This window comes from Streptomyces sp. NPDC002623, assembly GCF_053592635.1.
Genome location: NZ_JBSFWB010000008.1, coordinates 108984 through 131900, shown reverse-complemented (window position 1 = coordinate 131900; position 22917 = coordinate 108984). Strand labels below are relative to the sequence as shown.

General features: G+C 70.8%; 17 protein-coding genes. 6 read left to right on the top strand and 11 right to left on the bottom strand.

Annotated elements, in window-relative coordinates:
* Positions 1-210: 210 nt before the first annotated feature.
* The 5 genes from rbsD to ACWD4O_RS16815 form a co-directional block, all read right to left on the bottom strand.
* Entirely contained in the window at positions 211-600 is a 390-nt protein-coding gene (gene rbsD / locus ACWD4O_RS16835; protein WP_451280490.1) for a D-ribose pyranase, read from the bottom strand.
* Positions 597-1502: a ribokinase gene (locus ACWD4O_RS16830; protein ID WP_451280489.1), complete on the bottom strand. Its 906-nt coding sequence runs from the start codon at positions 1500-1502 to the stop codon at positions 597-599. Before ACWD4O_RS16830 ends, rbsD begins: the two co-directional genes overlap by 4 nt.
* Positions 1503-1626: 124 nt before the next feature.
* The gene (locus ACWD4O_RS16825) at positions 1627-3579 is read right to left on the bottom strand and encodes an ABC transporter permease/substrate-binding protein (RefSeq protein WP_451280487.1); all 1953 of its coding nucleotides are present in this window, start codon (positions 3577-3579) and stop codon (positions 1627-1629) included.
* Positions 3569-5140, bottom strand: a complete 1572-nt coding sequence (locus tag ACWD4O_RS16820; RefSeq protein WP_451280485.1) for a sugar ABC transporter ATP-binding protein — start codon at positions 5138-5140, stop codon at positions 3569-3571. The genes ACWD4O_RS16825 and ACWD4O_RS16820 overlap by 11 nt, the downstream gene beginning before the upstream one ends.
* A complete protein-coding gene (locus tag ACWD4O_RS16815; protein WP_451280484.1) occupies positions 5137-6231 on the bottom strand; it encodes a LacI family DNA-binding transcriptional regulator in 1095 nt (364 codons plus the stop codon). Before ACWD4O_RS16815 ends, ACWD4O_RS16820 begins: the two co-directional genes overlap by 4 nt.
* Before the next feature lie 221 nt (positions 6232-6452).
* On the opposite strand from ACWD4O_RS16815, the gene recD2 reads away from it, so the two are divergent.
* Complete coding sequence (recD2, locus tag ACWD4O_RS16810) at positions 6453-8720, top strand: SF1B family DNA helicase RecD2 (RefSeq protein ID WP_451280482.1); 2268 nt, start codon at positions 6453-6455, stop codon at positions 8718-8720.
* Between the two features lie 198 nt (positions 8721-8918).
* Positions 8919-10208: a citrate synthase gene (locus ACWD4O_RS16805; protein WP_358805084.1), complete on the top strand. Its 1290-nt coding sequence runs from the start codon at positions 8919-8921 to the stop codon at positions 10206-10208.
* A 668-nt stretch (positions 10209-10876) separates the two neighbouring features.
* On the opposite strand, the gene ACWD4O_RS16800 is transcribed toward ACWD4O_RS16805, so the two are convergent.
* The 3 genes from ACWD4O_RS16800 to ACWD4O_RS16790 form a co-directional block, all read right to left on the bottom strand.
* Positions 10877-13117: a heavy metal translocating P-type ATPase gene (locus ACWD4O_RS16800; protein WP_451280480.1), complete on the bottom strand. Its 2241-nt coding sequence runs from the start codon at positions 13115-13117 to the stop codon at positions 10877-10879.
* A gap of 100 nt (positions 13118-13217) precedes the next feature.
* Positions 13218-13457: a heavy-metal-associated domain-containing protein gene (locus tag ACWD4O_RS16795; RefSeq protein ID WP_358805082.1), complete on the bottom strand. Its 240-nt coding sequence runs from the start codon at positions 13455-13457 to the stop codon at positions 13218-13220.
* A 315-nt stretch (positions 13458-13772) separates the two neighbouring features.
* Entirely contained in the window at positions 13773-14474 is a 702-nt protein-coding gene (locus ACWD4O_RS16790) for a TetR/AcrR family transcriptional regulator (RefSeq protein WP_451280479.1), read from the bottom strand.
* 143 nt (positions 14475-14617) lie between these two features.
* On the opposite strand from ACWD4O_RS16790, the gene ACWD4O_RS16785 reads away from it, so the two are divergent.
* Together ACWD4O_RS16785 and ACWD4O_RS16780 are read left to right on the top strand one after the other, a co-directional pair.
* The gene (locus ACWD4O_RS16785; protein ID WP_451280477.1) at positions 14618-16900 is read left to right on the top strand and encodes an MMPL family transporter; all 2283 of its coding nucleotides are present in this window, start codon (positions 14618-14620) and stop codon (positions 16898-16900) included.
* The gene (locus ACWD4O_RS16780; protein ID WP_451280475.1) at positions 16860-17903 is read left to right on the top strand and encodes a zinc-dependent alcohol dehydrogenase family protein; all 1044 of its coding nucleotides are present in this window, start codon (positions 16860-16862) and stop codon (positions 17901-17903) included. Before ACWD4O_RS16785 ends, ACWD4O_RS16780 begins: the two co-directional genes overlap by 41 nt.
* A 209-nt stretch (positions 17904-18112) precedes the next feature.
* Here ACWD4O_RS16780 and ACWD4O_RS16775 read toward each other — a convergent pair whose 3' ends face one another.
* The 3 genes from ACWD4O_RS16775 to ACWD4O_RS16765 all read right to left on the bottom strand — a co-directional run bounded on the left by ACWD4O_RS16775 (position 18113) and on the right by ACWD4O_RS16765 (position 20765).
* Positions 18113-18313 carry a helix-turn-helix transcriptional regulator gene (locus ACWD4O_RS16775; protein WP_451280473.1) on the bottom strand — a complete coding sequence of 67 codons (201 nt, stop codon included), beginning with the start codon at positions 18311-18313 and terminating at the stop codon, positions 18113-18115.
* Positions 18314-18775: 462 nt separating this feature from the next.
* On the bottom strand, positions 18776-19609 hold the full coding sequence (locus ACWD4O_RS16770) for a helix-turn-helix domain-containing protein (RefSeq protein WP_451280859.1): 834 nt from the start codon (positions 19607-19609) through the stop codon (positions 18776-18778).
* A 238-nt stretch (positions 19610-19847) separates the two neighbouring features.
* Entirely contained in the window at positions 19848-20765 is a 918-nt protein-coding gene (locus ACWD4O_RS16765) for a sugar phosphate isomerase/epimerase family protein (RefSeq protein WP_351906512.1), read from the bottom strand.
* 166 nt (positions 20766-20931) lie between these two features.
* Between ACWD4O_RS16765 and iolC the strand changes: the two genes are divergently transcribed.
* Both iolC and ACWD4O_RS16755 read left to right on the top strand, forming a co-directional pair.
* A complete protein-coding gene (iolC, locus tag ACWD4O_RS16760; protein ID WP_451280471.1) occupies positions 20932-21882 on the top strand; it encodes a 5-dehydro-2-deoxygluconokinase in 951 nt (316 codons plus the stop codon).
* Positions 21882-22916 (top strand): Cgl0159 family (beta/alpha)8-fold protein, encoded by a 1035-nt coding sequence (locus ACWD4O_RS16755; protein WP_451280469.1) that lies wholly within the window; start codon positions 21882-21884, stop codon positions 22914-22916. The genes iolC and ACWD4O_RS16755 overlap by 1 nt, the downstream gene beginning before the upstream one ends.
* The last annotated feature ends 1 nt before the right edge of the window (position 22917 follow it).

The window sequence follows — 22917 nt, the reverse complement described above, 5'->3', positions numbered from 1 at the left end:
TCTCCTCTCCCCGCTCTCCCCTGGAAGAAATCTTGAAAGTCTATTGCAACCCTTCCGGCCCCCAGCGTGTCGTACATGGCATCAGGACTTCTGGAGGGGGATCCGGGGGGATCGCGGGGGTTCTGATGCGGAGGGGAAAAGCCGAGGGGGCCCGGTCGACGGACCGGACCCCCTCGAAGCTTTCCCGGACGCCGATCCGTCCCCTGGGCCTCAGAAGAACACCCCACACCTGAGCAGTACGTTCGCGTACGGCCGTGCCTCGCCCGTGCGCACCACCAGCCGCGCCCCCGCCGACAGCCTCTTCAGCTCCTCGTGCGAGACGAACCCCAACCCGGGAAAGTGCTCCTCCAGCAGAGCCGCCGCCACCGGATTCGCGTCCCGGATCTCCTCGGCCGCCGTGGCCCCCTCCACGACCAGCTCGGTGAGCAGCCCCGCCACGACCTGCGCGAAGGACGGCACCCCGGCAATGAAGGCGAGGTCGACCACCCGAGGGCCGTCCGGGATCGGCATGCCGGCGTCGCACACCAGCACCCCGTCCCCGTGCCCCAACTCGGCCAGCGCACCGGCGAGATGACGGTTGAGTATCCCCGCCTTCTTCATAGTGAGGCCACCTCCTCGGCCGTCGGGAACGACTCCTGCGCGCCTCGCCGGGTCACGGCGACCGCCCCGACGCGCGCCGCGTACGCCGCCGCCCCGGCCAGGGACTCGCCCGTGCCCAGCTTCCACGCCAGCGCCGCCGTGAAGGAGTCGCCCGCGCCCGTCGTGTCCACGGCGTCCACCTTCACCGGCGCGACCCGCTCGACACCGCCGTCCGCGGACGCGACCAGCGCGCCCTGCGAACCCAGCGTCACGACCACCGACTTGGGGCCCTTCGCGAGCAGGATCCGCGCCCAGTCCTCGGGCTCCTCGCTCACGCAGGCATCGCCGAGGATCACCTTCGCCTCGTGCTCGTTGACGATCAGCGGGTCGCAGACGTCGAGCACCTCGGCCGGCAGCGGCAGCGGCGGGGAGGGGTTCAGCACGAAGCGGCTGCCCGGCGCCAGGCTCCCCGCGACCTCGACGACCGTCTCCAGCGGGATCTCCAGCTGCGCCGAGACCACCCTGGACGACCGGAACAGAGCGGCGGCGGCGCGGACGTCCTGCGGGGTGAGCCGGCCGTTCGCCCCCGGTGACACCACGATGCTGTTGTCGCCCGACGGGTCCACGGTGATCAGCGCGACGCCCGTCGGCGCCCCGCCCACCAGCACGCCCACGGTGTCGACCCCGGCCGCCCGCTGCGAGTCGAGCAGCAGCCGGCCGTACGCGTCGTCGCCGATCCGGGCCAGCAGGGCCGTACGGGCCCCGAGCCGGGCGGCGGCGACGGCCTGGTTCGCGCCCTTGCCGCCGGGGTGGACCGCCAGGTCGGAACCGAGCACCGTCTCACCGGCGGCCGGTCGCCGCTCGACGTCGATCACCAGGTCGGCGTTGGCCGATCCCACGACCAGGAGATCGTAGTCGTCCATGAAATGACTCCCTTGAAGCGTGGCTCGATACGGGGCTGATGCGTGACTCGGGGCGGGCGGCCCCCGTCAGGGTGACCCTGTCAAGGAGATCCCCTCAGGGTGACCGCCCGCCCGTTCTCCGATGTCAGCCGCTGAATCCGGCCACGTTCTCCTTCGTGACCACCTTCACCGGCACCTTCACCGTCTCCTCGACCTTCTTGCCCTGCAGCGCCTTCAGCGCGTTGTCCACAGCGATCTTGCCCAGCTGGGACGGCTGCTGCGCCACGGACGCGTAGAGCGTCCCGTTCTCGACGGCCTTGAGGCCGTCGGGGGTTCCGTCGAAGCCGACGACCTGGACGGACTTGCCGGCCTTGGAGCCCAGCGCCTTGACCGCGCCGAGCGCCATCTCGTCGTTGGCGGCGATGACGCCCTGGACGTCCGGGTGGGCCTGGAGCAGGTTCGACATCACGTCGAGTCCCTTGGTGCGGTCGAAGTCGGCCGGCTGCTGGGCCAGCACCTTGATACCGGGGTAGGCCTTCAGCCCCTTGGCGAAGCCCGCCGCCCGCTCCCGGGCCGCGGAGGTGCCCGCCTGGCCCTGCAGGATCACGATCTTGCCCGTGCCGCCCAGCTTCTCGGCGACCGTCTTCGCCGCGAGCTCACCGCCCGCCACGTTGTCGGAGGCGACCAGCGCGTCCACCGTGGCCTTGTTGACGCCCCGGTCGACGGCGATGACGGGGATGTCCGCCTTGTCGGCGGCCTTCACCGAGTTGCTCGCCGCGTCCGAGTCCACCGGGTTGACGATGATCGAGTCGAAGCCGGAACCGGTGAAGTTCTGCAGCTGGTTGGCCTGCTGCGAGGCGTCGTTCTGCGCGTCGGTGACCGTCAGGTCCACGCCCAGCTTCTTCGCCTCGGCCTTCGCGCCCGACTGGATCTGCACGAAGAACGGGTTGTTGAGGGTGGACAGCGCCAGGCCGACCTTCGGGTTCGTGGCCGACGAGTTCCCGCTGTGCAGGAAGGAGGTCGCGCCGACGATCGCCACGGTCACCACGGCCGCGAGCCCATAGGTCAGTGTCTGCTTGCCCTTGCCCCCGCCGGAGCCCGTCCCGGCCGGCGCCGGGGTCGTGCCCGTCTTGCGGCGCAGGGTGTCGAAGAGCACCGCCAGCGCGATGACGACACCGATGACGACCTGCTGCCAGAACGCGGACACGGACAGCAGGTTCAGGCCGTTGCGCAGCACCGCCAGGATCAGCGCGCCGATCAGCGTGCCCGAGGCCTTGCCCGTGCCACCCGCGAGGGAGGCGCCGCCGATGACGACCGCGGCGATGGCGTCCAGCTCGTAGCCGTCGGCCGCCTGCGGCTGCGCGGAGGACAGCCGGGAGGCGAGCACGATGCCCGCCGCTGCGGCGAACACACCGGACAGCGCGTAGATCGCGAGCTTCTGCCGGCGCACCCGCAGACCCGACAGCCGGGCCGCCTCCTCGTTGCCGCCGATGGCGTACATCGAACGGCCGATGTACGTCCGGCCGAGCACGAACGCGGCGATCGCGCCCATCACGATCATGACCAGCACCGGCACCGGCAGCCAGCCGCCGAGCGTGTCGCCGAGGTGCGAGATCGAGTCGGGGAACGCGATCGGCGAGCCCCCGGAGATCACCAGCGACAGACCGCGCGCCACCGACAGCATCGCGAGCGTCGCGATGAACGGGGGCAGCTTGCCGTACGCGATGAGGAAACCGTTGACGAGACCGGCCGCGATACCCGTGGCCACGGCGAGCAGGACGGCTATGACGACCGGAACGCCCTGTTGCGTCGCGCTCCATGCCAGCACGGTGGCCGAGAGCGCGGCGACCGAGCCGACCGACAGGTCGATGCCCGCCGAGACGATCACGAAGGTCACGCCGAAGGCGAGGATGGCGGTCACGGCCGCCTGGACACCCACGTTGAGCAGGTTGTCCGTGGTCAGGAAGTCGCCCGACAGCGCCGACATGGCGATGACGAGGACGATCAGCGCGGTCAGCGCGCCGTTGTCGAGGAGCAGACGGCGGACCGCCGAGGCGCCCCCGACGCCCGATGTGCTCTTGAGCGTGTCAGCGGCCACGGCCGGCCTCCACTTCAGTGGTCGTAGTGGTACTGGAGGTACTGGTGGTACCAGGGGTGGTGGGTGTGCTGACGGCGAGTGCCATCACGGCGTCCTGGGTGGCTTCTTCGGCGGCGAGCTGACCCGCGATCCGGCCCTGGGCCATCACCAGCACCCGGTCGCTCATGCCGAGCACCTCGGGCAGATCGCTGGAGATCATGAGCACGGCGGCGCCGGCGGCCGTCAGCTCGTTGATGAGCTGATAGATCTCGACCTTCGCGCCGACGTCGATCCCGCGCGTCGGCTCGTCGAGGATCAGCACCTTGGTGTCGGCCAGCAGCCACTTGCCGATGACGACCTTCTGCTGGTTGCCGCCGGAGAGGGTGCGCACCTGCTGGCCGAGGCCGGCCATCCGCACGCCGAGCTGCTCGGCGATCCGGGCCGCGGCCTCGTGCTGGCCCTTGAGGTCCACCAGCCCGCCGCGGGTCGCGGAGCGCATGGTCACGAGCCCGAGGTTCTCCTCGACCGACTGGTCGAGCACCAGCCCCTGCCCCTTGCGGTCCTCGGGCACCAGCCCGATCCCGGCCGCCATCGCCGCGACCACGTCGTGCCGGGCGAGCTTCGCGCCCGCGACCCGCACGGCTCCCCGGTCGTACGGGTCCGCCCCGAAGACGGCCCGTACGACCTCGGTACGACCGGCGCCGACGAGCCCGGCGATGCCGACGACCTCACCGGCGTGCACCTCGAAGCTGATGTCGTGGAAGACGCCGTCCTTCGTGAGCCCTTCGACCGACAGCAGGGCCGTGCCCGCCTCGGCGCTCTCCTCGGCCCGCACCCTGGGGTACTGCTGCTCGATGGAGCGGCCCACCATGAGCCGTACGAGCTCGTCCTCGGGCGTGGAGGCGGGCACCTGGCCGACGGACCGGCCGTCCCGGATGACCGTGACCCGGTCGCCGAGGGCGGCGATCTCCTCCAGGTGATGCGTGATGAAGACGATGCCCACGCCGTCCTCGCGCAGGGCGCGCACGATGGCGAAGAGCTTCTCGACCTCCTCGGAGGTCAGCACGGCGGTCGGCTCGTCCATGATCAGCACGCGCGCGTTCAGGCTGAGCGCCTTGGCGATCTCGACCATCTGCAGCCGCGCGATGCCGAGTTCACGCACGAGCGCGCGCGGCGAGACGGACACGCCCACCCGCTCCAGCAGGACGGCCGCGTCGGCCTCCATCCGCTTGCGGTCGATCATCCCGAAGCGACGCGGCTGCCGCCCCAGGAAGATGTTCTCGGCGACCGTCAGATCGGGGACGAGGTTGAACTCCTGGTAGATGGTGGCGATCCCGAGGCGTTCGGAGTCCTGCGCACCGTGGATGTGCACCTCCTCGCCGCCGGCCAGGATCCGCCCGGCGTCGGGCCGGTAGGCGCCGGAGAGCATCTTGATGAGGGTGCTCTTGCCGGCGCCGTTCTCACCGAGCAGCACATGCACCTCACCCCGACGCAGGTCGAAGTCGACGCTGTCGAGCGCGACCACACCGGGAAAGGTCTTGCGTATGCCTTCGATGCGCAACAGTTCGTCCGCGTTGCTCACGTCTGGCTCCTGTTCATTGCTGGGGACTGCGCAGAAGGTGCCTGCGCAGGCGGCTCTGGGGGAGGGGAGGGCGTCAGGGACGTCGGCGGCCCGCCGAGCGCCGGCTCACCGCAGGAACGGCGTACGACCAGGCGGGCGGGCAGGGTGACGGACTGCGGGGGGCGTCCCTCGATGCGGTCGACGAGCGCCCGCACGGCGGCCCGCCCCAGCTCGCCCGTCGGCTGGGCGATCGCCGTGACCGGCGGATCGGTGTGCACGAACCAGGGGATGTCGTCGAACGCGGCCAGCGCCAGGTCGTGCGGAACGCGCAACCCACGCGCGCGTGTGGCGTCCAGCGCGCCCAGTGCCATCAGGTTGTCGGCCGCGAAGACGACCTCGGGCGGCTCGGGCAGGTCGAGGAAGCCCTCGGTGACCCGCCGTCCGCTCTCGGCCTGGAAGTCGCCCTGGCCTATGTAGGCGTCCGGGAGGGGGAGCCCGTACTCGGCCAGGGCGGCCCGGAAGGCCTCCACGCGCTCGCTGCCGGTGGTGGTGGCGGCCGGACCCGCGATGATGGCCAGCCGCCGGTGCCCGAGCGCGTACAGATGCGCCACGAGCTCGCGGACGGCGGCCCGTCCGTCCGCCCGGACCACGGGCACGTCCACGCCCGGGATCCACCGGTCGACGAACACCATCGGGGTCCCCCCGCGCGCGGCGTCCAGCATCAGCGGCGAGCCGCCGTCGGTGGGGGAGACGAGGAGACCGTCGATCCGGCGGTCCAGCAGGGTCCGTACGTGGTGGTCCTGGAGTTCGGGCCGTTCGTCGGCGTTGCCGATGATCACGCTGTAGCCGAGCGCACGGGCCGCCTCCTCCACGGAGCGGGCCAGCTCGGTGAAGTAAGGATTCATCACGTCGCTGATGACCAGGCCGAGGGTGCGGGTCTGGTCGGTGCGCAGCGATCGTGCGACGGCGTTCGGGCGGTAGCCCAGCGCCTCGACGGCGGCCAGCACACGCGTGCGTGCGTCCTCGCTGACCGACGGATGGTGGTTGAGGACGCGCGACACCGTGGCGACGGAGACCCCCGCCTCGGCAGCGACGTCCTTGATGCTCGCCATCGCAGGACCACCTCCTTGTGGGTGCGCATGGAATCGATTACATCGACCTGCAGAGACCATTGGAATCGATTACATGAGAGAAAGCAAGCCTTCGGCCGCATCCCGAGGCCGGACTGTGATGAACAGGACACGGGTCGTCCAGGCCCCGTCCGGGCCGCCCCGTCCGGCACGGACGGACCCGAACCGACGGGCCTGTCGGTGCCGGGCGGTACGGTCGGATCATGACCGATCAGGCGGGGGCCGCCCAGGCGGGAGAACGGCGACTGGCCACGCTCGAAGGCGTGCTCGAGCGCATCACGTACGCCAACGAGGAGAACGGCTACACGGTCGCCCGGGTCGACACCGGCAGAGGCGCCGGCGACCTTCTCACGGTGGTGGGCGCGCTGCTCGGCGCCCAGGTCGGCGAGTCCCTGCGCATGGAGGGCCGCTGGGGCTCCCATCCCCAGTACGGCAAGCAGTTCACCGTCGAGAACTACACGACCGTGCTGCCCGCCACCGTCCAGGGCATCCGCCGTTACCTCGGATCCGGCCTGGTCAAGGGCATCGGCCCGGTCTTCGCCGACCGCATCACCCAGCACTTCGGCATGGACACCCTGCAGATCATCGAGGAGGAGCCGAAGCGGCTCATCGAGGTCCCCGGCCTCGGCCCGAAGCGCACGAAGAAGATCGCCGACGCCTGGGAGGAGCAGAAGGCGATCAAGGAGGTCATGCTCTTCCTCCAGACCGTCGAGGTGTCCACGTCCATCGCGGTCCGCATCTACAAGAAGTACGGCGACGCGTCCATCTCCGTCGTCAAGAACCAGCCCTACCGGCTCGCGGCCGACGTCTGGGGCATCGGGTTCCTCACCGCCGACAAGATCGCCCAGTCGGTCGGGATCCCGCACGACAGCCCGGAGCGCGTCAAGGCGGGCCTGCAGTACGCGCTGTCCCAGGCCACCGACCAGGGCCACTGCTATCTCCCCGAGGAGCGACTGATCGCCGACGCGGTCAAGCTCCTCCAGGTCGACACCGGCCTTGTCATCGAGTGCCTCGCCGAGCTCGCGGCGCCCGCCGAGGAGGGCGAGGAGCCCGGCGTCGTCCGCGAGAAGGTCCCGGGCCCGGACGGCGGCCCGGAACCCGTCACCGCCGTCTACCTGGTCCCCTTCCACCGCGCCGAACTCGCCCTCGCCGCCCAGCTGTCGCGGTTGCTGCGCACCGGGGAGGACCGGATGCCGGCCTTCCGTGACGTGGCCTGGGACAAGGCGCTGGCCTGGCTGAAGGCCCGTACGAAGGCCGAACTCGCGCCCGAGCAGGAGGCGGCCGTCAAGCTCGCGCTGACCGAGAAGGTCGCCGTGCTCACCGGCGGCCCCGGCTGCGGCAAGTCCTTCACCGTCCGCTCGATCGTGGAGCTGGCCCGGGCCCGGAAGGCCAAGGTCGTGCTGGCCGCCCCCACCGGCCGCGCCGCCAAGCGCCTCGCCGAGCTCACCGGCGCCGAGGCCTCCACCGTCCACCGCCTGCTGGAGCTCAAGCCCGGCGGCGACGCGGCCTACGACCGCGACCGCCCGCTGGACGCCGACCTGGTCGTGGTCGACGAGGCGTCGATGCTGGACCTGCTGCTCGCCAACAAGCTGGTCAAGGCCGTGCCGCCGGGCGCCCATCTGCTCTTCGTCGGAGATGTGGACCAACTCCCCAGCGTCGGCGCGGGCGAGGTGCTGCGCGATCTGCTCGCCGACGGCAGCCCCGTCCCGGCGGTGCGCCTCACGCGCGTGTTCCGCCAGGCCCAGCAGTCCGGCGTGGTGACCAACGCGCACCGGATCAACGCCGGGCAGCACCCGCTCACCGACGGCATGAAGGACTTCTTCCTCTTCGTCGAGGACGACACGGAGGAGGCCGGCCGGCTCACGGTGGACGTGGCGGCCCGTCGTATCCCCGCCAAGTTCGGCCTCGACCCGCGCCGGGACGTCCAGGTGCTCGCGCCCATGCACCGTGGACCCGCCGGGGCCGGCGCGCTCAACGGGCTGCTCCAGCAGGCCGTCACCCCGGGCCGCCCCGACGTCCCGGAGAAGCGGTTCGGCGGCCGGGTCTTCCGCGTCGGCGACAAGGTCACTCAGATCCGCAACAATTACGACAAGGGGAAGAACGGTGTCTTCAACGGCACCGTGGGCGTCGTCACCTCGCTCGATCCGGTGGACCAGCGCCTCACGGTGCTGACCGACGAGGACGAGGAGGTTCCGTACGAGTTCGACGAACTGGACGAACTGGCGCACGCGTACGCGGTGACCATCCACCGTTCACAGGGAAGTGAATATCCCGCCGTGGTGATCCCCGTCACCACGGGAGCATGGATGATGCTGCAGCGGAACCTTCTGTATACGGCCGTGACCCGTGCGAAGAAGCTGGTCGTCCTCGTCGGCTCCCGCAAGGCGATCGGCCAGGCGGTACGCACGGTGTCGGCGGGCCGGCGCTGCACGGCCCTGGACTTTCGGCTCGCGGACCTTCGTAAAAAATGATCGATCAAATGAGTCACAAAGGTCACAGAGCACTTCCCCAACCGTGACCAAGGCGGCAGGATGAGGTAGTTGGCGGCACTGAGTGCCGCCAATAAGCCCAATGGTCGACCCCGAGTGCACTCTCCTGCGCCAAATGGGGGATGGTAGAGACAGTCAGGGCAACCTCGAAGAAGAGGCACAACGTCGGTGAGGGATGACGTGAGCGACAACTCTGTAGTACTGCGGTACGGCGACGGCGAGTACACCTACCCGGTGATCGACAGCACCGTCGGCGACAAGGGCTTCGACATCGGGAAGCTTCGCGCCCAGACCGGTCTGGTGACCCTGGACAGCGGCTACGGCAACACCGCCGCGTATAAATCCGCCGTCACGTACCTGGACGGCGAACAGGGCATCCTCCGGTACCGCGGCTACCCGATCGAGCAGCTGGCCGAGCGTTCGACCTTCCTCGAGGTCGCCTACCTGCTGATCAACGGTGAGCTGCCGAGCGTCGACGAGCTCAGCGTCTTCAAGAACGACATCACGCAGCACACCCTGCTGCACGAGGACGTCAAGAACTTCTACCGCGGCTTCCCGCGCGACGCCCACCCGATGGCCATGCTGTCGTCGGTGGTCTCCGCGCTGTCCACGTTCTACCAGGACAGCCACAACCCGTTCGACGAGAAGCAGCGCAACCTCTCCACGATCCGGCTGCTCGCCAAGCTCCCGACGATCGCGGCGTACGCCTACAAGAAGTCGATCGGTCACCCGTTCGTCTACCCGCGCAACGACCTGGGCTACGTCGAGAACTTCCTCCGGATGACCTTCTCGGTCCCCGCCCAGGAGTACGACCTCGACCCGGTCGTCGTCTCCGCGCTCGACAAGCTGCTGATCCTGCACGCGGACCACGAGCAGAACTGTTCGACGTCCACGGTCCGTCTGGTCGGCTCGTCCCAGGCGAACATGTTCGCGTCGATCTCGGCCGGCATCAACGCGCTGTGGGGCCCGCTGCACGGCGGTGCCAACCAGTCCGTGCTGGAGATGCTCGAGGGCATCCAGGCCAACGGCGGCGATGTCGACTCCTTCATCCGCAAGGTGAAGAACAAGGAGGACGGCGTCCGCCTGATGGGCTTCGGCCACCGGGTGTACAAGTCCTTCGACCCGCGCGCGAAGATCATCAAGGCTGCGGCGCACGACGTCCTCTCGGCGCTCGGCAAGGACGACGCGCTGCTGGACATCGCGCTGAAGCTCGAGGAGCACGCGCTCTCCGACGACTACTTCGTCTCGCGCAACCTCTACCCGAACGTCGACTTCTACACCGGCCTGATCTACCGGGCCATGGGCTTCCCGACCGAGATGTTCACGGTCCTCTTCGCCCTCGGCCGTCTCCCGGGCTGGATCGCCCAGTGGCACGAGATGATCAAGGAGCCCGGCTCTCGCATCGGGCGCCCGCGCCAGATCTACACGGGCGTCGTCGAGCGCGACTTCGTGCCGGTCGAGCAGCGCTGACGCCTGCCGGCGGGGGGCCGCATGGTTCCCCGCCGTTGTTGTTCGGCTGCGGGTGCGTGGGGGCTGGTCGCGCAGTTCCCCGCGCCCCTTAGGTGGCTCGACTGGTCCCTGCTTGCGCGGCCTGCGTGTGGGCATACGGAAGGCGCCCCGGCGGCGGTCCCCCCACGGGCCGACGACCAGGGCGCCTTCCCATGTCCCGGTGCGGATTCCCCCCACGGGATCCGGCCGGGCGTTGTGAGGACAGCGCCTGAATTCGCTGTTTTGTAACCATGTGCGGTTGTTGTGCCTGCGGTTGAGCAGAACGAGCAGAACTCGTCGTACTACCACCTGTGTGCGATCTGCCGGGACAGCGCACGCTGGGAGGGCCGCTCAAAGCTTCCCGGTGTACGTGCCCCGGCAACGCATCTCTGAGGAAGTCCCCCAAGACATCCTCAGATGTCAGGTCACGCCCCCCAAGACGCTTCCTGACATCGTCAACTTAGACCGTCGAGCCCCTTCGATGGTTACGTTCACATCACTGTGATCTGAGTCTCTTGCATATGTCCGTTAGATGCGCAAGAGACCGGATACGGCGATCGAGGCCCAAGCGTAAGGATGATGCGCGAGCCTTGTGAAGAGCTTATGTGAGGCACGCCCGGGACTCCAGGGGGTATGACTTTTCGGGACGGTCACTTGAAGGCGCGCAACCGCAGGCTGTTCGTCACGACGAAGACCGACGAGAACGCCATCGCCGCACCCGCGATCATCGGGTTCAGCAGCCCGGCCGCGGCCAGCGGCAACGCGGCCACGTTGTAGCCGAAGGCCCACACCAGGTTGCCCTTGATCGTGGTCAGCGTCCGCCGGGACAGCCGGATCGCGTCCGCGGCCGCCCGCAGATCCCCGCGCACCAGCGTCAGATCGCTCGCCTCGATCGCCGCGTCCGTGCCGGTCCCCATGGCCAGCCCCAGGTCGGCCGCGGCGAGCGCGGCCGCGTCGTTGACGCCGTCCCCGACCATGGCGACGACCCGCCCCTCGCCCTGCAGCCGCCGTACGACGTCGACCTTGTCCTCCGGCAGCACCTCGGCGATGACCCGGTCGATCCCGACGGCCTCCGCGACGGCCTTCGCGACCGTCTCGTTGTCCCCGGTCAGCAGCACCGGCGTGAGCCCCAGCGCGCGCAGTTCCCGCACCGCCTCGGCGCTGGTCTCCTTGACCGCGTCGGCGACCGCAAGCACCCCGCGCGCCACTCCGTCCCACCCGACGACGACGGCCGTGCGACCGCCCCGCTCGGCCTCGTCCTTGGCGCGCGCCAATTCCTCCGGGACGGACTCGAAGAGGCGCCCGACGGCCACCTCACGGCCCTCCACGAACCCGCGCACGCCCCGCCCGGGCACGTTCTCGAACCGCTCGGCCGCCGGCAGCTCGCCGACCTGTTCCTCGGCGCCCGCCGCCACCGCCCGGGCGACCGGATGCTCGGAGGCGTGCTCCAGGGCCCCGGCCAGCCGCAGCAGCTCCCGCTCGTCCGTGCCGTCCACGACGTACACGTCCTGCAGGGTCATCCGGCCGGTGGTGACGGTTCCGGTCTTGTCGAGGACGACCGTGTCGACGCGGCGCGTGGACTCCAGGACCTCGGGGCCCTTGATGAGGATGCCGAGCTGCGCGCCGCGCCCGGTGCCGACCATGAGCGCGGTGGGCGTGGCGAGCCCGAGCGCGCACGGGCAGGCGATGATCAGGACCGCGACGGCCGCCGTGAACGCGGCGGCCGTGTCGCCCGTCGCGCCGAGCCAGCCGCCGAAGGTGGCGACCGCGAGCAGCAGCACCACCGGCACGAAGATCCCGGAGACCCGGTCGGCGAGCCGCTGCACCTCGGCCTTGCCGTTCTGCGCGTCCTCGACCAGCCTCGCCATCCGCGCGAGCTGCGTGTCCGAGCCGATCCGGGTGGCCTCGACGACCAACCGCCCGCCGGCGTTCACGGTGGCCCCGGTCACCGCGTCGCCCGGACCGACGTCCACCGGCACGGACTCGCCGGTCAGCATCGACGCGTCCACGGCGGACGCGCCCTCGACGACCGTCCCGTCGGTGGCGACCTTCTCACCGGGCCGTACGACGAACCGGTCCCCGACCGCCAGCCGGTCGACCGGGATCCGCACTTCCTTGCCGCCCCGCAGGACGGCCACGTCCTTCGCGCCCAGCTCCATCAGCGCTCGCAGCGCCGCCCCCGCCTGCCGCTTGGAGCGTGCCTCCAGAAAGCGGCCGAGCAGGATGAGGGCGGTGACGCCGGCGGCGACCTCCAGATAGATCGCCGAGGCGCCGTCCGTGCGGGAGACGGTGAGTTCGAAGGGGTGCCGCATGCCGGGCATGCCCGCGTCGCCGAAGAACAGCGCCCACAGCGACCAGCCGAGCGCGGCCAGCGTGCCGACCGAGACCAGGGTGTCCATGGTGGCCGCGCCGTGCCGCAGGTTCGTCCACGCGGCCTTGTGCAGCGGCCCGCCGCCCCAGACGACCGCCGGAGCGGCGAGCGTCAGCGAGAGCCACTGCCAGTTGTCGAACTGCAGCGACGGAACCATCGCCATCAGCACGACGGGCGCGGCCAGCAGCACGGAGACGATCAGCCGGTGCCGCAGGCTGTCGAGTTCGGGATCCCGGGGCGTCTCTTCCCGGCCCTGGACCGGTGGTTCCGGCTCGGGTTCCTCGGCCGAGTACCCGGTCTTCACCACGGTCGCGATCAGATCGGCGACCTCGATGCCGGCCGGGTAGCTGACCTTCGCCTTCTCGGTGGCGTAGTTGACCGTCGCGGTGACGCCGTCCATGCGGTTGAGCTTCTTCTCGACGCGGGCCGCGCAGGAGGCGCAGGTCATCCCGCCGATGAGCAGTTCGACCTCGGAGGTCGGGAACGTTATCGGGGTGTCCGCGGTGGCGGTGCTGGTCATGTCCGTGCTCCAGGAAGCGGACCGGACCGTACGGAACCAGTATCAGCTGGTCGGTACGGCCCGGTGGGTGGAGGAGGGGGGTGGTGCGGGACGGGACGCCTCAGGCCTGGCCGACCAGCTCGAATCCTGCCTCGTCGACGGCGGCGCGTACGGCCTCCTCGTCGAGCGCGGCGGTGGAGACGACCGTGACCTCGCCGGTCGAGGCGACGGCCTTCACCGAGGTGACACCGGGGAGCTCCGAGAGCTCGCCGGAGACGGCGCCCTCACAGTGGCCGCAGCTCATGCCGCTCACCTTGTAGACGGTGGTGACGGAGCCCGGGGTGTCGATCTGAGCGGTCATGTCGTTCTCCTCGTAGCGGCAGGTGGGGCTGACGGGGCCGTGAGGGGCCTCCCGTTACTTCACACTATACCCCTAGGGGGTATTTCTCAAAGAAGGGTCCCCCGCGTCGACGAGTGCACCCGGGCCACCCCGAGCAGTGCCACCGGGGCCGTCCCGCCGATGGAGAAGAAGGCGAACAGGTGGCCCTGCTCGGCCGTCGGCCGCGGGAGGTACCCCTCGGCGAACAGCCGGCCGTCCGGGCGACGGCACGCCGGCAGTGCGCCCCGCCGGTCGGGGCGGGTCGGGGCCGGTCGAGGCGGGGTGGGTCGGGTCGGGTCAGGGGGCCGTGGTGGCTTCGGCTCCGCTGTGCACGGGCCCGTTCCCGCCCTCGCGCACCAGCGGCTCCAGGTAGCGGGTCAGCACGTTCTTCAGCTCCTGTATGTACGCGTCGCGTTCGGCGCCCTCGTGGCCCAGGATCAGCTCCAGGCCCGCCTTGTACATGCCCAGGCAGACATGGGCGGTCCGGATGAGGTCCGCGCGGGGCGCGCCGGGCAGGAAGGAGGAGAGCAGGCCCTCTATGCGGGCGAGCAGCGTCGCGTGCAGCGCGTCGTGCTCCTCGGCGATGTGGCCCGGGATGTCGGGGCCGTGCATCAGGGCGAAGAACACCGGGTGGTCGCAGTTGAAGGCGACGAACCGCTCGACGGCCGCGCCGACGGCCTCCTCCAGCGGGGTCGCCGGGTCGACGGGGGCCAGCGCCTCGCCGTAGGCCTCGCGCATCTCGTGCATGAGCCGGTCGCCCAACTCGATCGCGATCGCTTCCTTGTTCGGGAAGAACTGGTAGAGCGTGCCGGGCGAGACACCGGCCTCGCGGGCGATGGCGTTGGTGCTCGCGGCGGTGTAGCCGCTGGTGGTGAAGACGGTGGCCGCGGCCTCCAGCAGCTGCGCGATGCGCCGCTCGCCGCGCGCCTGACGGCGGCGCGGCTGCTCCTTCTCCTGGCTCTCGGGCTCCCGGCTCTCGGGCTCCTGGCTCTCGGGCACGCGTCATCCCCAGCTCTTCGTACACGGTTGACAAACGCGAGCGGTCGCTCGCATTCTGGGATCAGTCAGAACGCGAGCGATGTCTCGTGTTTTCGATTCTACGGGTTTCACGACTGTTCGCCAGGTGAAGGGGACACCGCACGATGACCGAAGTCAACCGCCCACCCCGCGCACGGGGCTGGACGCGATTCGTGACCGCCCGCCCCAGGCTGACGCTGCTGGCGGCCCTGGTGCTGACCGTGCTCGCCGTGCTGGCCGGCAGCGGGGTCGCCGACCGACTGGGCAGCGGCGGCTGGGAGGACCCGGGCGCACAGTCCACGTACGCGACCAAGGCCCTGGAGCGCGAGTTCCCCGGCTCCCAGCCCAATCTGCTGCTGCTCGTCGACTCGGGCGAGGCCTCGGTCGACGACAAGGCCGTCGCCGCCGAGGCCGACCGGCTGACGAAACGCCTGGCCGCCGAGAAGGGAGTCGTCGGCGTCGGCTCCTACTGGCAGGCGGACGCCTCGACCGCCCCTGCCCTGCGCGCGAAGGACGGCCACGAGGCGCTGATAGCGGCCCGCCTCACGGGCGACGAGAAGGCGACGGCCGAGACCCTCGACCGCATCGCGCCCTCCTACCGGGGTGCGCACGGCCCGCTGGAGGTCAAGCTGGGCGGCATCGTCGCGGTCCGGCACGAGATGCAGAAGACCATCCAGGAGGATCTGACCCGCGCCGAGCTGATCGCCCTGCCGATCACCTTGATCCTGCTGGTGATGGTCTTCGGCAGCGCCGTCGCCGCCCTGCTGCCGCTCGGCATCGGCATCGTCGCGATCCTCGGCACCAACGCGGTCCTCAGCGGCCTCACGCGGTTCACCGACGTCTCCATCTTCGCGATGAACCTCACCACGGCCCTCGGCCTCGGCCTGGCCGTCGACTACGCCCTGTTCATCGTCCGGCGCTTCCGCGAGGAGCTCGGCACCGGCGTCGATCCGGTCACGGCGATCGGCACCACCCTGCGCACGGCCGGGCGCACGGTCCTGTTCTCCGCGCTCACGGTCGCGGTGTCGCTCGCGGCGATGCTCCTCTTCCCGCAGTACTTCCTGCGCTCCTTCGCCTACGCCGGCATGGCGGTGGTCCTGCTGGCCGCCTCGGCCGCCCTGATCCTGCTCCCGGCGACGCTCGTCCTGCTGGGCGACCGGGTCGACGCCCTCGACCTGCGCCGACTGTTCCGCCGGGGCGGGCCCGCGAAGACCTCCGCCGAGGAGGGCGGCAGGGCGTGGGGGCGGACGGCGAGTCTGGTCATGCGCCGGGCCCCCTTCTTCGCCCTGGGGACCACGGCCGTTCTGGTCCTCCTCGGCCTGCCCTTCCTGGGCGTGAAGTTCGGCACGGCGGACGACCGCCAGCTGCCCTCCTCGGCCGAGTCCCACATCGTGCAGCAGCACATCAGGGACGGCTTCCCGGGCAGCCCCGGCGGCGGTCTCGAGGTCCTCGCGGAGGGCAAGGCCACCCAGGCCCAGTACGCGGCCTACAAGGAGCGCGTCGCGGCCCTGCCCGAAGTGGCCCGGGTGGACGGTCCGTCGGTCAACGGAGACTCGGCCTACTTCACGGTGCTGCCCAAGGGCGAGGCCGTCGACGACGCGGCCCAGGACCTGGTACGCGATCTGCGCGCCACCGACGCCCCCTTCGACACCAAGGTGACCGGCACGGCGGCCGTCCTGGTCGACTCCAAGCATGCGATAGGCGCCCAACTGCCCTGGGCCGCGGCCTTCGTGGCGATCGTCACCCTGCTCCTGGTCTTCCTCCTGACCGGCAGCGTGCTGATCCCGCTCCAGGCGGTCCTGCTCAACGCCCTCAGCCTGACGGCGATGTTCGGGGCGGTGGTCTGGGTCTTCCAGGACGGCCACCTCTCCGGTCTGCTCGGCTTCACCAGCCCGGGCTCCATCGAGACGACGCTCCCCGTCCTGATGTTCTGCGTGGCCTTCGGCCTCTCCATGGACTACGGCGTGTTCCTGCTCTCCCGTATCAAGGAGGAGTACGACCGCACCGGCGACCACGACCGCGCGGTCCGCCTGGGCCTGCAGCGCACGGGCGGTCTGATCACGGCGGCGGCGGTCATCCTGGCGGTGGTCATGGTCGCGATAGGCACCTCGCGCGTCACCAACACCAAGATGCTGGGCCTGGGCATCGCCCTGGCGGTCCTGATGGACGCGATGGTGGTCCGCAGCCTCCTGGTCCCGGCGGTGATGCGCCTGACCGGCAAGGCGACCTGGTGGGCACCGGGACCGTTGCGAAGGTTCCACGAGCGGTTCGGACTGAGCGAGGGGGGAGAGGAACCCCCCAAGGGCGCGCGGAACGGCGCGACCAGCCACGATGTACCCGCAGACAACGACGGCGACGGGAGCCCGGATGCGAGCGGTGATCTTCGAGAAGTTCAGTCGACCCGCTGAGGTACGCGAGGTCCCCGACCCTCGACCGGCCCCACACGGAGTCATCGTCCGGGTGGAGGCCACCGGCCTCTGCCGCAGCGACTGGCACGGCTGGCAGGGCCACGACCCGGACATCGCGCTCCCGCACGTCCCGGGTCATGAACTGGCCGGGGTGATCGAGGAGGTCGGCGCCGAAGTGCGGAACTGGCGCCCCGGCGCCAGAGTCACCGTCCCCTTCGTGTGCGGCTGCGGCAGCTGCCCCTCCTGCACGGCCGGCCACCACCAGGTGTGCGAACGCCAGACCCAGCCCGGCTTCACGCACTGGGGCTCCTTCGCCCAGTACGTGGCCCTGGACCACGCCGATGTGAACCTGGTCGCGATCCCCGAGGACCTGTCGTACGCCACCGCCGCCTCCCTCGGCTGCCGGTTCGCGACGGCGTTCCGGGCGGTCGTGCAGCAGGGCCGGGTCGCCGCGGGGGAGTGGGTGGCGGTGCACGGCTGCGGAGGCGTGGGCCTCTCGGCGGTGATGATCGCGGCGGCCTCGGGAGCGCGGGTGGTCGCCGTGGACGTCTCGCCGAAGGCCCTGGACCTGGCGCGGAAGTTCGGCGCGGCGCAGTGTGTGGACGCGACGGGGGTGCCGGACCCGGCGGAGGCGGTCCGTGAGCTGACCGGGGGCGGCGCGCACCTCTCCCTCGACGCCCTCGGTTCCCCCGCCACCTGCGCCTCCTCGGTGAACGGCCTGCGCCGCCGCGGCCGGCACATCCAGGTCGGCCTGCTCCCCTCGGCGGACGGCACGACGCCCGTCCCGATGGCCCGCGCCATCGCCCTGGAGCTGGAGATCCTGGGCAGCCACGGCATGGCCGCCCACACCTACCCGCAGATGCTGGAGCTGGTCCGGGCGGGGGTGCTGCGCCCCGACCTGCTGGTCACATCGACGATCACCTTGGACGCCGTCCCGGACGCACTGGCGGCGCTGGGCACGGCGCCGGGCGCGGGAGCGACGGTGATCGAGCCATGGGCCTGAGAGCCGGCCGAGGCCGAAGCCGAGGCTGATGTCGAGGCCGAAGCCGAGGCTGATGTCGGGGGCGTGGGCGTGGGCGTGGGCCGGCGCGGAGGGCGGCAGGTCAGCGAACCGCGGCTCCGGAAGCGACCGGCGTCGCCTGTGCGGCCGCCTGTGCCCCACGCCACGGTGGGGCACAGCCGGTTTTCGCTCCGCCGCGGGCCGGTCGCGGGTCAGTCCAGCCTGCGCCCCCGGTTGCCCGGTCGGGCGGCGACCCAGGTGCGGACGGTCTCGGGGTACCAGAAGGGCTTGCCGCCCTCGACGTGGTCGGGCGGGGGCAGCAGTCCGTGCTTGCGGTAGGACCGTACGGTGTCCGGCTGCACCTTGATGTGAGCCGCGATCTCCTTGTACGACCAGAGCCTTCTGTCGGTCATGAGCTGCACCTCCTGCGCACGCGGGGGCGGCGGCCGGGAGGCCGCCCGGGGGAGCCCGGCGCTGCGTTGGCGATCACTGAGCCTGTGCCCCGTGAACGACGCTCGGTGACTGTCGGGAGGCGGATGTCGACCGCGTGTGACGCAAGACCCGCGTACACGTGACATGTGTGACAAGAAGGGGGTGTTTGTGACAGAGGTGACGCACAGGAATGCGCGGGGCCTGTGGGAGGGGCGCGTTGACAAACGCCCCAGGACCGCCGACGGAAGCCTCGGGACCGCCGACAGAAGCCGCGGCGGGGCGTCGCCGACACGCATCGCCCGACACGCATCGCCGACGCGCGAGTCGTCGACACGTATCGCCGACAGGAGGCGGGTCGGACCCGCTGCGACGGATCCGACCCGACCCCGTTCCCCGCCATCCCCCCGGAACAACCGGATCAACTGGCGGGACCCAGCCTGTATTCAGCCAATGCGCCGGGTCTTGGAAAAATGCGCACCCGGTCCGGACCAATCGTTCGGCCGAACCGGCAGGACCAGGCTCGTCGCCTCCCCGCTCAGCCGGTCCGCCGCCGGGGACACCGCCATCGAACCCTGCCTGGCCTGCGTGAACTCCCTCGGCGTGCACCCCGTCATGGCCTTGAACTCACCGCTGAGATGAGCCTGGTCGTAGAAGCCGCAGAGCGCCGCGGTCTCGGCCGCGCTCTGCCCGTCCGCCAGCAGCCGACGGGCCCTTTGCAGCCGCAGCACCCGGGCCGCCGCCTTGGGGCCGAGCCCGATCTGCTCCCGGAAACGATTCTCCAGGTGCCGCACGCTCCAGCCGACCTCCTCGGCCAGCCGGGGCACCGGTATCGCGCCACCCGTCCGCACGAGCAGGGCCCAGGCCCGCGCCACCCGCTCCGAACTCGGCGTGCCGGCCGCCCACCACCGGGCGAACACCTCGTCGAGCAGCCCGAACCGCTCCTCCCAGCCGGGCAGCGCGGCCAGCGCGGCGGCGAGTTCGCCGACGGAGGTGGCCAGCGCGTGCGGCAGCTCGTCGGGGTCGACGGTGCGGTTGACGAGCTCGTGCTGAGGCGTGCCGAAGAGGGTGAACGCGGCCCAGGGCGTGAGCAGCACCTCGATGCCCGACATCCGCCCGCCGTGCTCGCCGACGGCCGGCGTGGTCGTCGGCCCGCAGTACACGGACACGAGCGTGTCCGGGGCCCGTCCGCCGCGAGAGATGCGCACGGGCTCGTCGAACCCCAGCAACAGGGTCGAGGCCCCGATCGGCGTCTCCAACCGCCGCCGGGGCCGGGTCATGGCCAGCCGTATCCCGCGATAACTCATCACCCCTGGCCGCAGCCGGGGATGCGGCAAGCCCATGGCGAACTCCCAGGACCCGCCTGGTCCTTGTCCCGACCGAGTGTGCACGGTGCTGGCAGCCATGGGTGCCTATGGTGCTACGGCAGGGCAACACCCTGAAAGGGGCGCGGGGCTGTATGCGTGTGCGGCTCCGCCGCGTGGGCGCGACCAGCCCCCACGACCCGCAGACAACGAACTACGCCCCGCAGGACCGCAGAAACGCCCTGGTCCGCTGAGCGATCGGCAACGGAGTGTCCGGCTCGCAGGGATACATGTCCTGCTCGACGATCGCGAAGAGATCGACGTCGAGCTTGCCGGCCGCCGCCAGGACGGGACCCAGTTCCGGCACGCCCCGAGGCGGCTCGCACATCACGCCCTGCGCGACGGCCGGCCCGAACGGCGTCCCCTTCGACTTCACGTCGGCGAGGATCGCCGGGTCGACCTGCTTGAGGTGCAGGTACCCGATCCGCGACCCGTACGTCTCGATCAGCTTGACGCTGTCGCCGCCGCAGTACGCGTAGTGCCCGGTGTCCAGGCACAGCGAGACCAGGTCGGAGTCGGTGCCGTCCAGGAACCGGACGACGTTCTCCTCGCTGTCGATGTGGGTGTCGGCATGCGGGTGGACGACGATCTGCAACCCGTACCGCTCCCGCACCTCCCGCCCCAGCCGCTCCGTCAGCGAAGTGAGATTGCGCCACTGCTCGGGCGTCAGCGTGTCGGACTCCAGCACCTCGCCGGTCTTGTCGTCCCGCCAGAAGGACGGGATGACGACGAGATGCTTCGCGCCCATCGCCTGCGCGAGCACCGCGTTGTCCGCGACGTGCGCCCAGGTCTTCTCCCACACGGCCTCGCCGTGGTGCAGGCCGGTGAAGACCGTGCCCGCCGAGACCTTCAGGCCGCGCTTCGACGTCTCCTCGGTGAGGACTGCGGGATCGGTCGGCAGATACCCGTAGGGGCCGAGCTCGATCCACTCGTAGCCGGACTGCGCGACCTCGTCGAGGAAGCGCTGCCAGGTGACCTGGGCGGGATCGTCCGGGAACCAGACGCCCCAGCTGTCGGGGGCCGATCCGATCCGGATGCGGGAAAGTGAGGACTCAGGTGACAACGACGTCATGGGCGTCAGCGTGCGGTCTCTCCGAAGGGGGTGTCAAGGGCTGGTCCGAATGTCTGGACAAAACATTGACAGGGTCCGCCGCGCGGGGCTACAAAGCCCTGAGAGCCGACACCGGACGTGGACAAAGGACGTGTGCCGGGGACGAGCCGAAGGCGAAGGGAACTCGATGGCGTACGACCTGATCACCATGGGGCGGATCGGAGTGGACCTCTATCCGCTGCAGACGGGTGTGCCACTCCCGCAGGTCACGTCCTTCGGGAAGTTCCTGGGGGGATCGGCGACCAACGTCGCCGTCGCCGCCGCCCGGCTCGGCCGGGAGACCGCGGTGATCTCCCGCACCGGCGACGACCCCTTCGGCACCTACCTGCACGAGGCCCTGCGCGGCTTCGGCGTGGACGACCGCTGGGTCACCTCCGTGCCCGGGCTGCCGACGCCCGTCACCTTCTGCGAGGTCTTCCCGCCGGACGACTTCCCGCTGTACTTCTACCGGCAGCCCAAGGCTCCGGACCTGGAGATCGACGCCCATGAGCTCGACCTCGGCGCCGTCCGCGAGGCCCGCATCTTCTGGGTCACCGGCACCGGCCTGAGCGAGGAGCCCAGCCGCACGGCGACCCTCGCCGCCCTCGCCCACCGGGCCAGGGCCGGCACCACGGTCTTCGACCTGGACTGGCGCCCGATGTTCTGGTCGGACCCGGAATCGGCCCGCCCCTTCTACACCGAGGCCCTGAAGCACACCACCGTCGCCGTCGGAAACCTCGACGAGGTGGAGGTCGCCACCGGAGTGCGCGAGCCGCAGGCCGCGGCGCAGGCGCTGCTGGACGCCGGCGTGGAACTCGCGGTCGTCAAGCAGGGCCCCAAGGGCGTCCTCGCCGTCAACAGCAAGGGCGAGTCCGCCGAGGTCCCGCCGCTGCCGGTGAACGTGCTCAACGGCCTCGGCGCCGGTGACGCCTTCGGCGGCTCCCTCTGCCACGGCCTGCTCGCGGGCTGGGACCTGGAGAAGATCATGCGCCACGCCAACGCGGCCGGGGCGATCGTCGCCTCCCGTCTGGAGTGCTCCTCCGCGATGCCGACCGTCGCCGAGGTCGAGGCCGCGATCGCCGCCGGAGCGGTGCTGTGATGGCGGGCCGCAAGCGCGGCGCCCCCGACGAGACCTACGACACGGGCTGCCACGGCATGATCGAGCAGCCCTCCGGAAGCGAGCCCGTGACCGAGACCCCGACCGCGACCTCGACCGCGACCCCGACCGGGACGGCCGGGACGACCGGGACCACGACCGTCGACGTCTCCGAACTCGTCCGCCTGCGCACGCAGTACCCCGAGGCGATCGCCGAGGCCGCCGCCCGCCGCCCGCGCAGGCCGCTCCTCGACGACTCCGGCCGGCTGATGATCGTCGCGGCCGACCACCCGGCCCGTGGCGCGCTCGGCGTCGGCGGGGACCGGATGGCCATGGCCAACCGCGCCGACCTGCTGGAACGCCTCTGCCTGGCGCTCTCGCGCCCCGGCGTGGACGGCGTCCTCGCGACCGCCGACATCCTCGACGACCTGCTCCTCCTCGGCGCCCTCGACGGCAAGGTCGTCATGGGCTCGATGAACCGCGGCGGTCTCCAGGGCGCGGTCTTCGAGCTCGACGACCGCTTCACCGGCCACCGCGCCGAGGACATCGAGCGGCTGAACTTCGACGCGGGCAAGCTGCTGCTGCGCATCGACTACGACGACCCGGGCTCCCTCACCACCCTGGAGACCACGGCCCGCGCCATCGACGACATGGCCGCCCGTAAGCTCCCGCTCTTCGTCGAGCCGTTCATCAGCCGCCGCTCCGCGGACGGCAAGCTGCGCAACGACCTCTCCGCCGACGCCGTCACCAAGTCGATCGCCATCGCCTCGGGTCTGGGCGGCACATCCGCCTACACCTGGCTGAAGGTTCCGGTCACCGACAACCCCGACGACATGGCCGAGGTCATGGAGACGTCCACGCTCCCCGCCGTCCTGCTGGGCGGCGAGGTCGGCGACGACCAGGACGGCGCGTACGAGAAGTGGCGCGGGGCGCTGCAACTCCCCACCGTGCGAGGTCTGGTGGTCGGCCGTTCGCTGCTCTACCCGGCGGACGGGGACGTCGCCGCCGCCGTGGACACCGCCGTCGGACTGCTGTGAG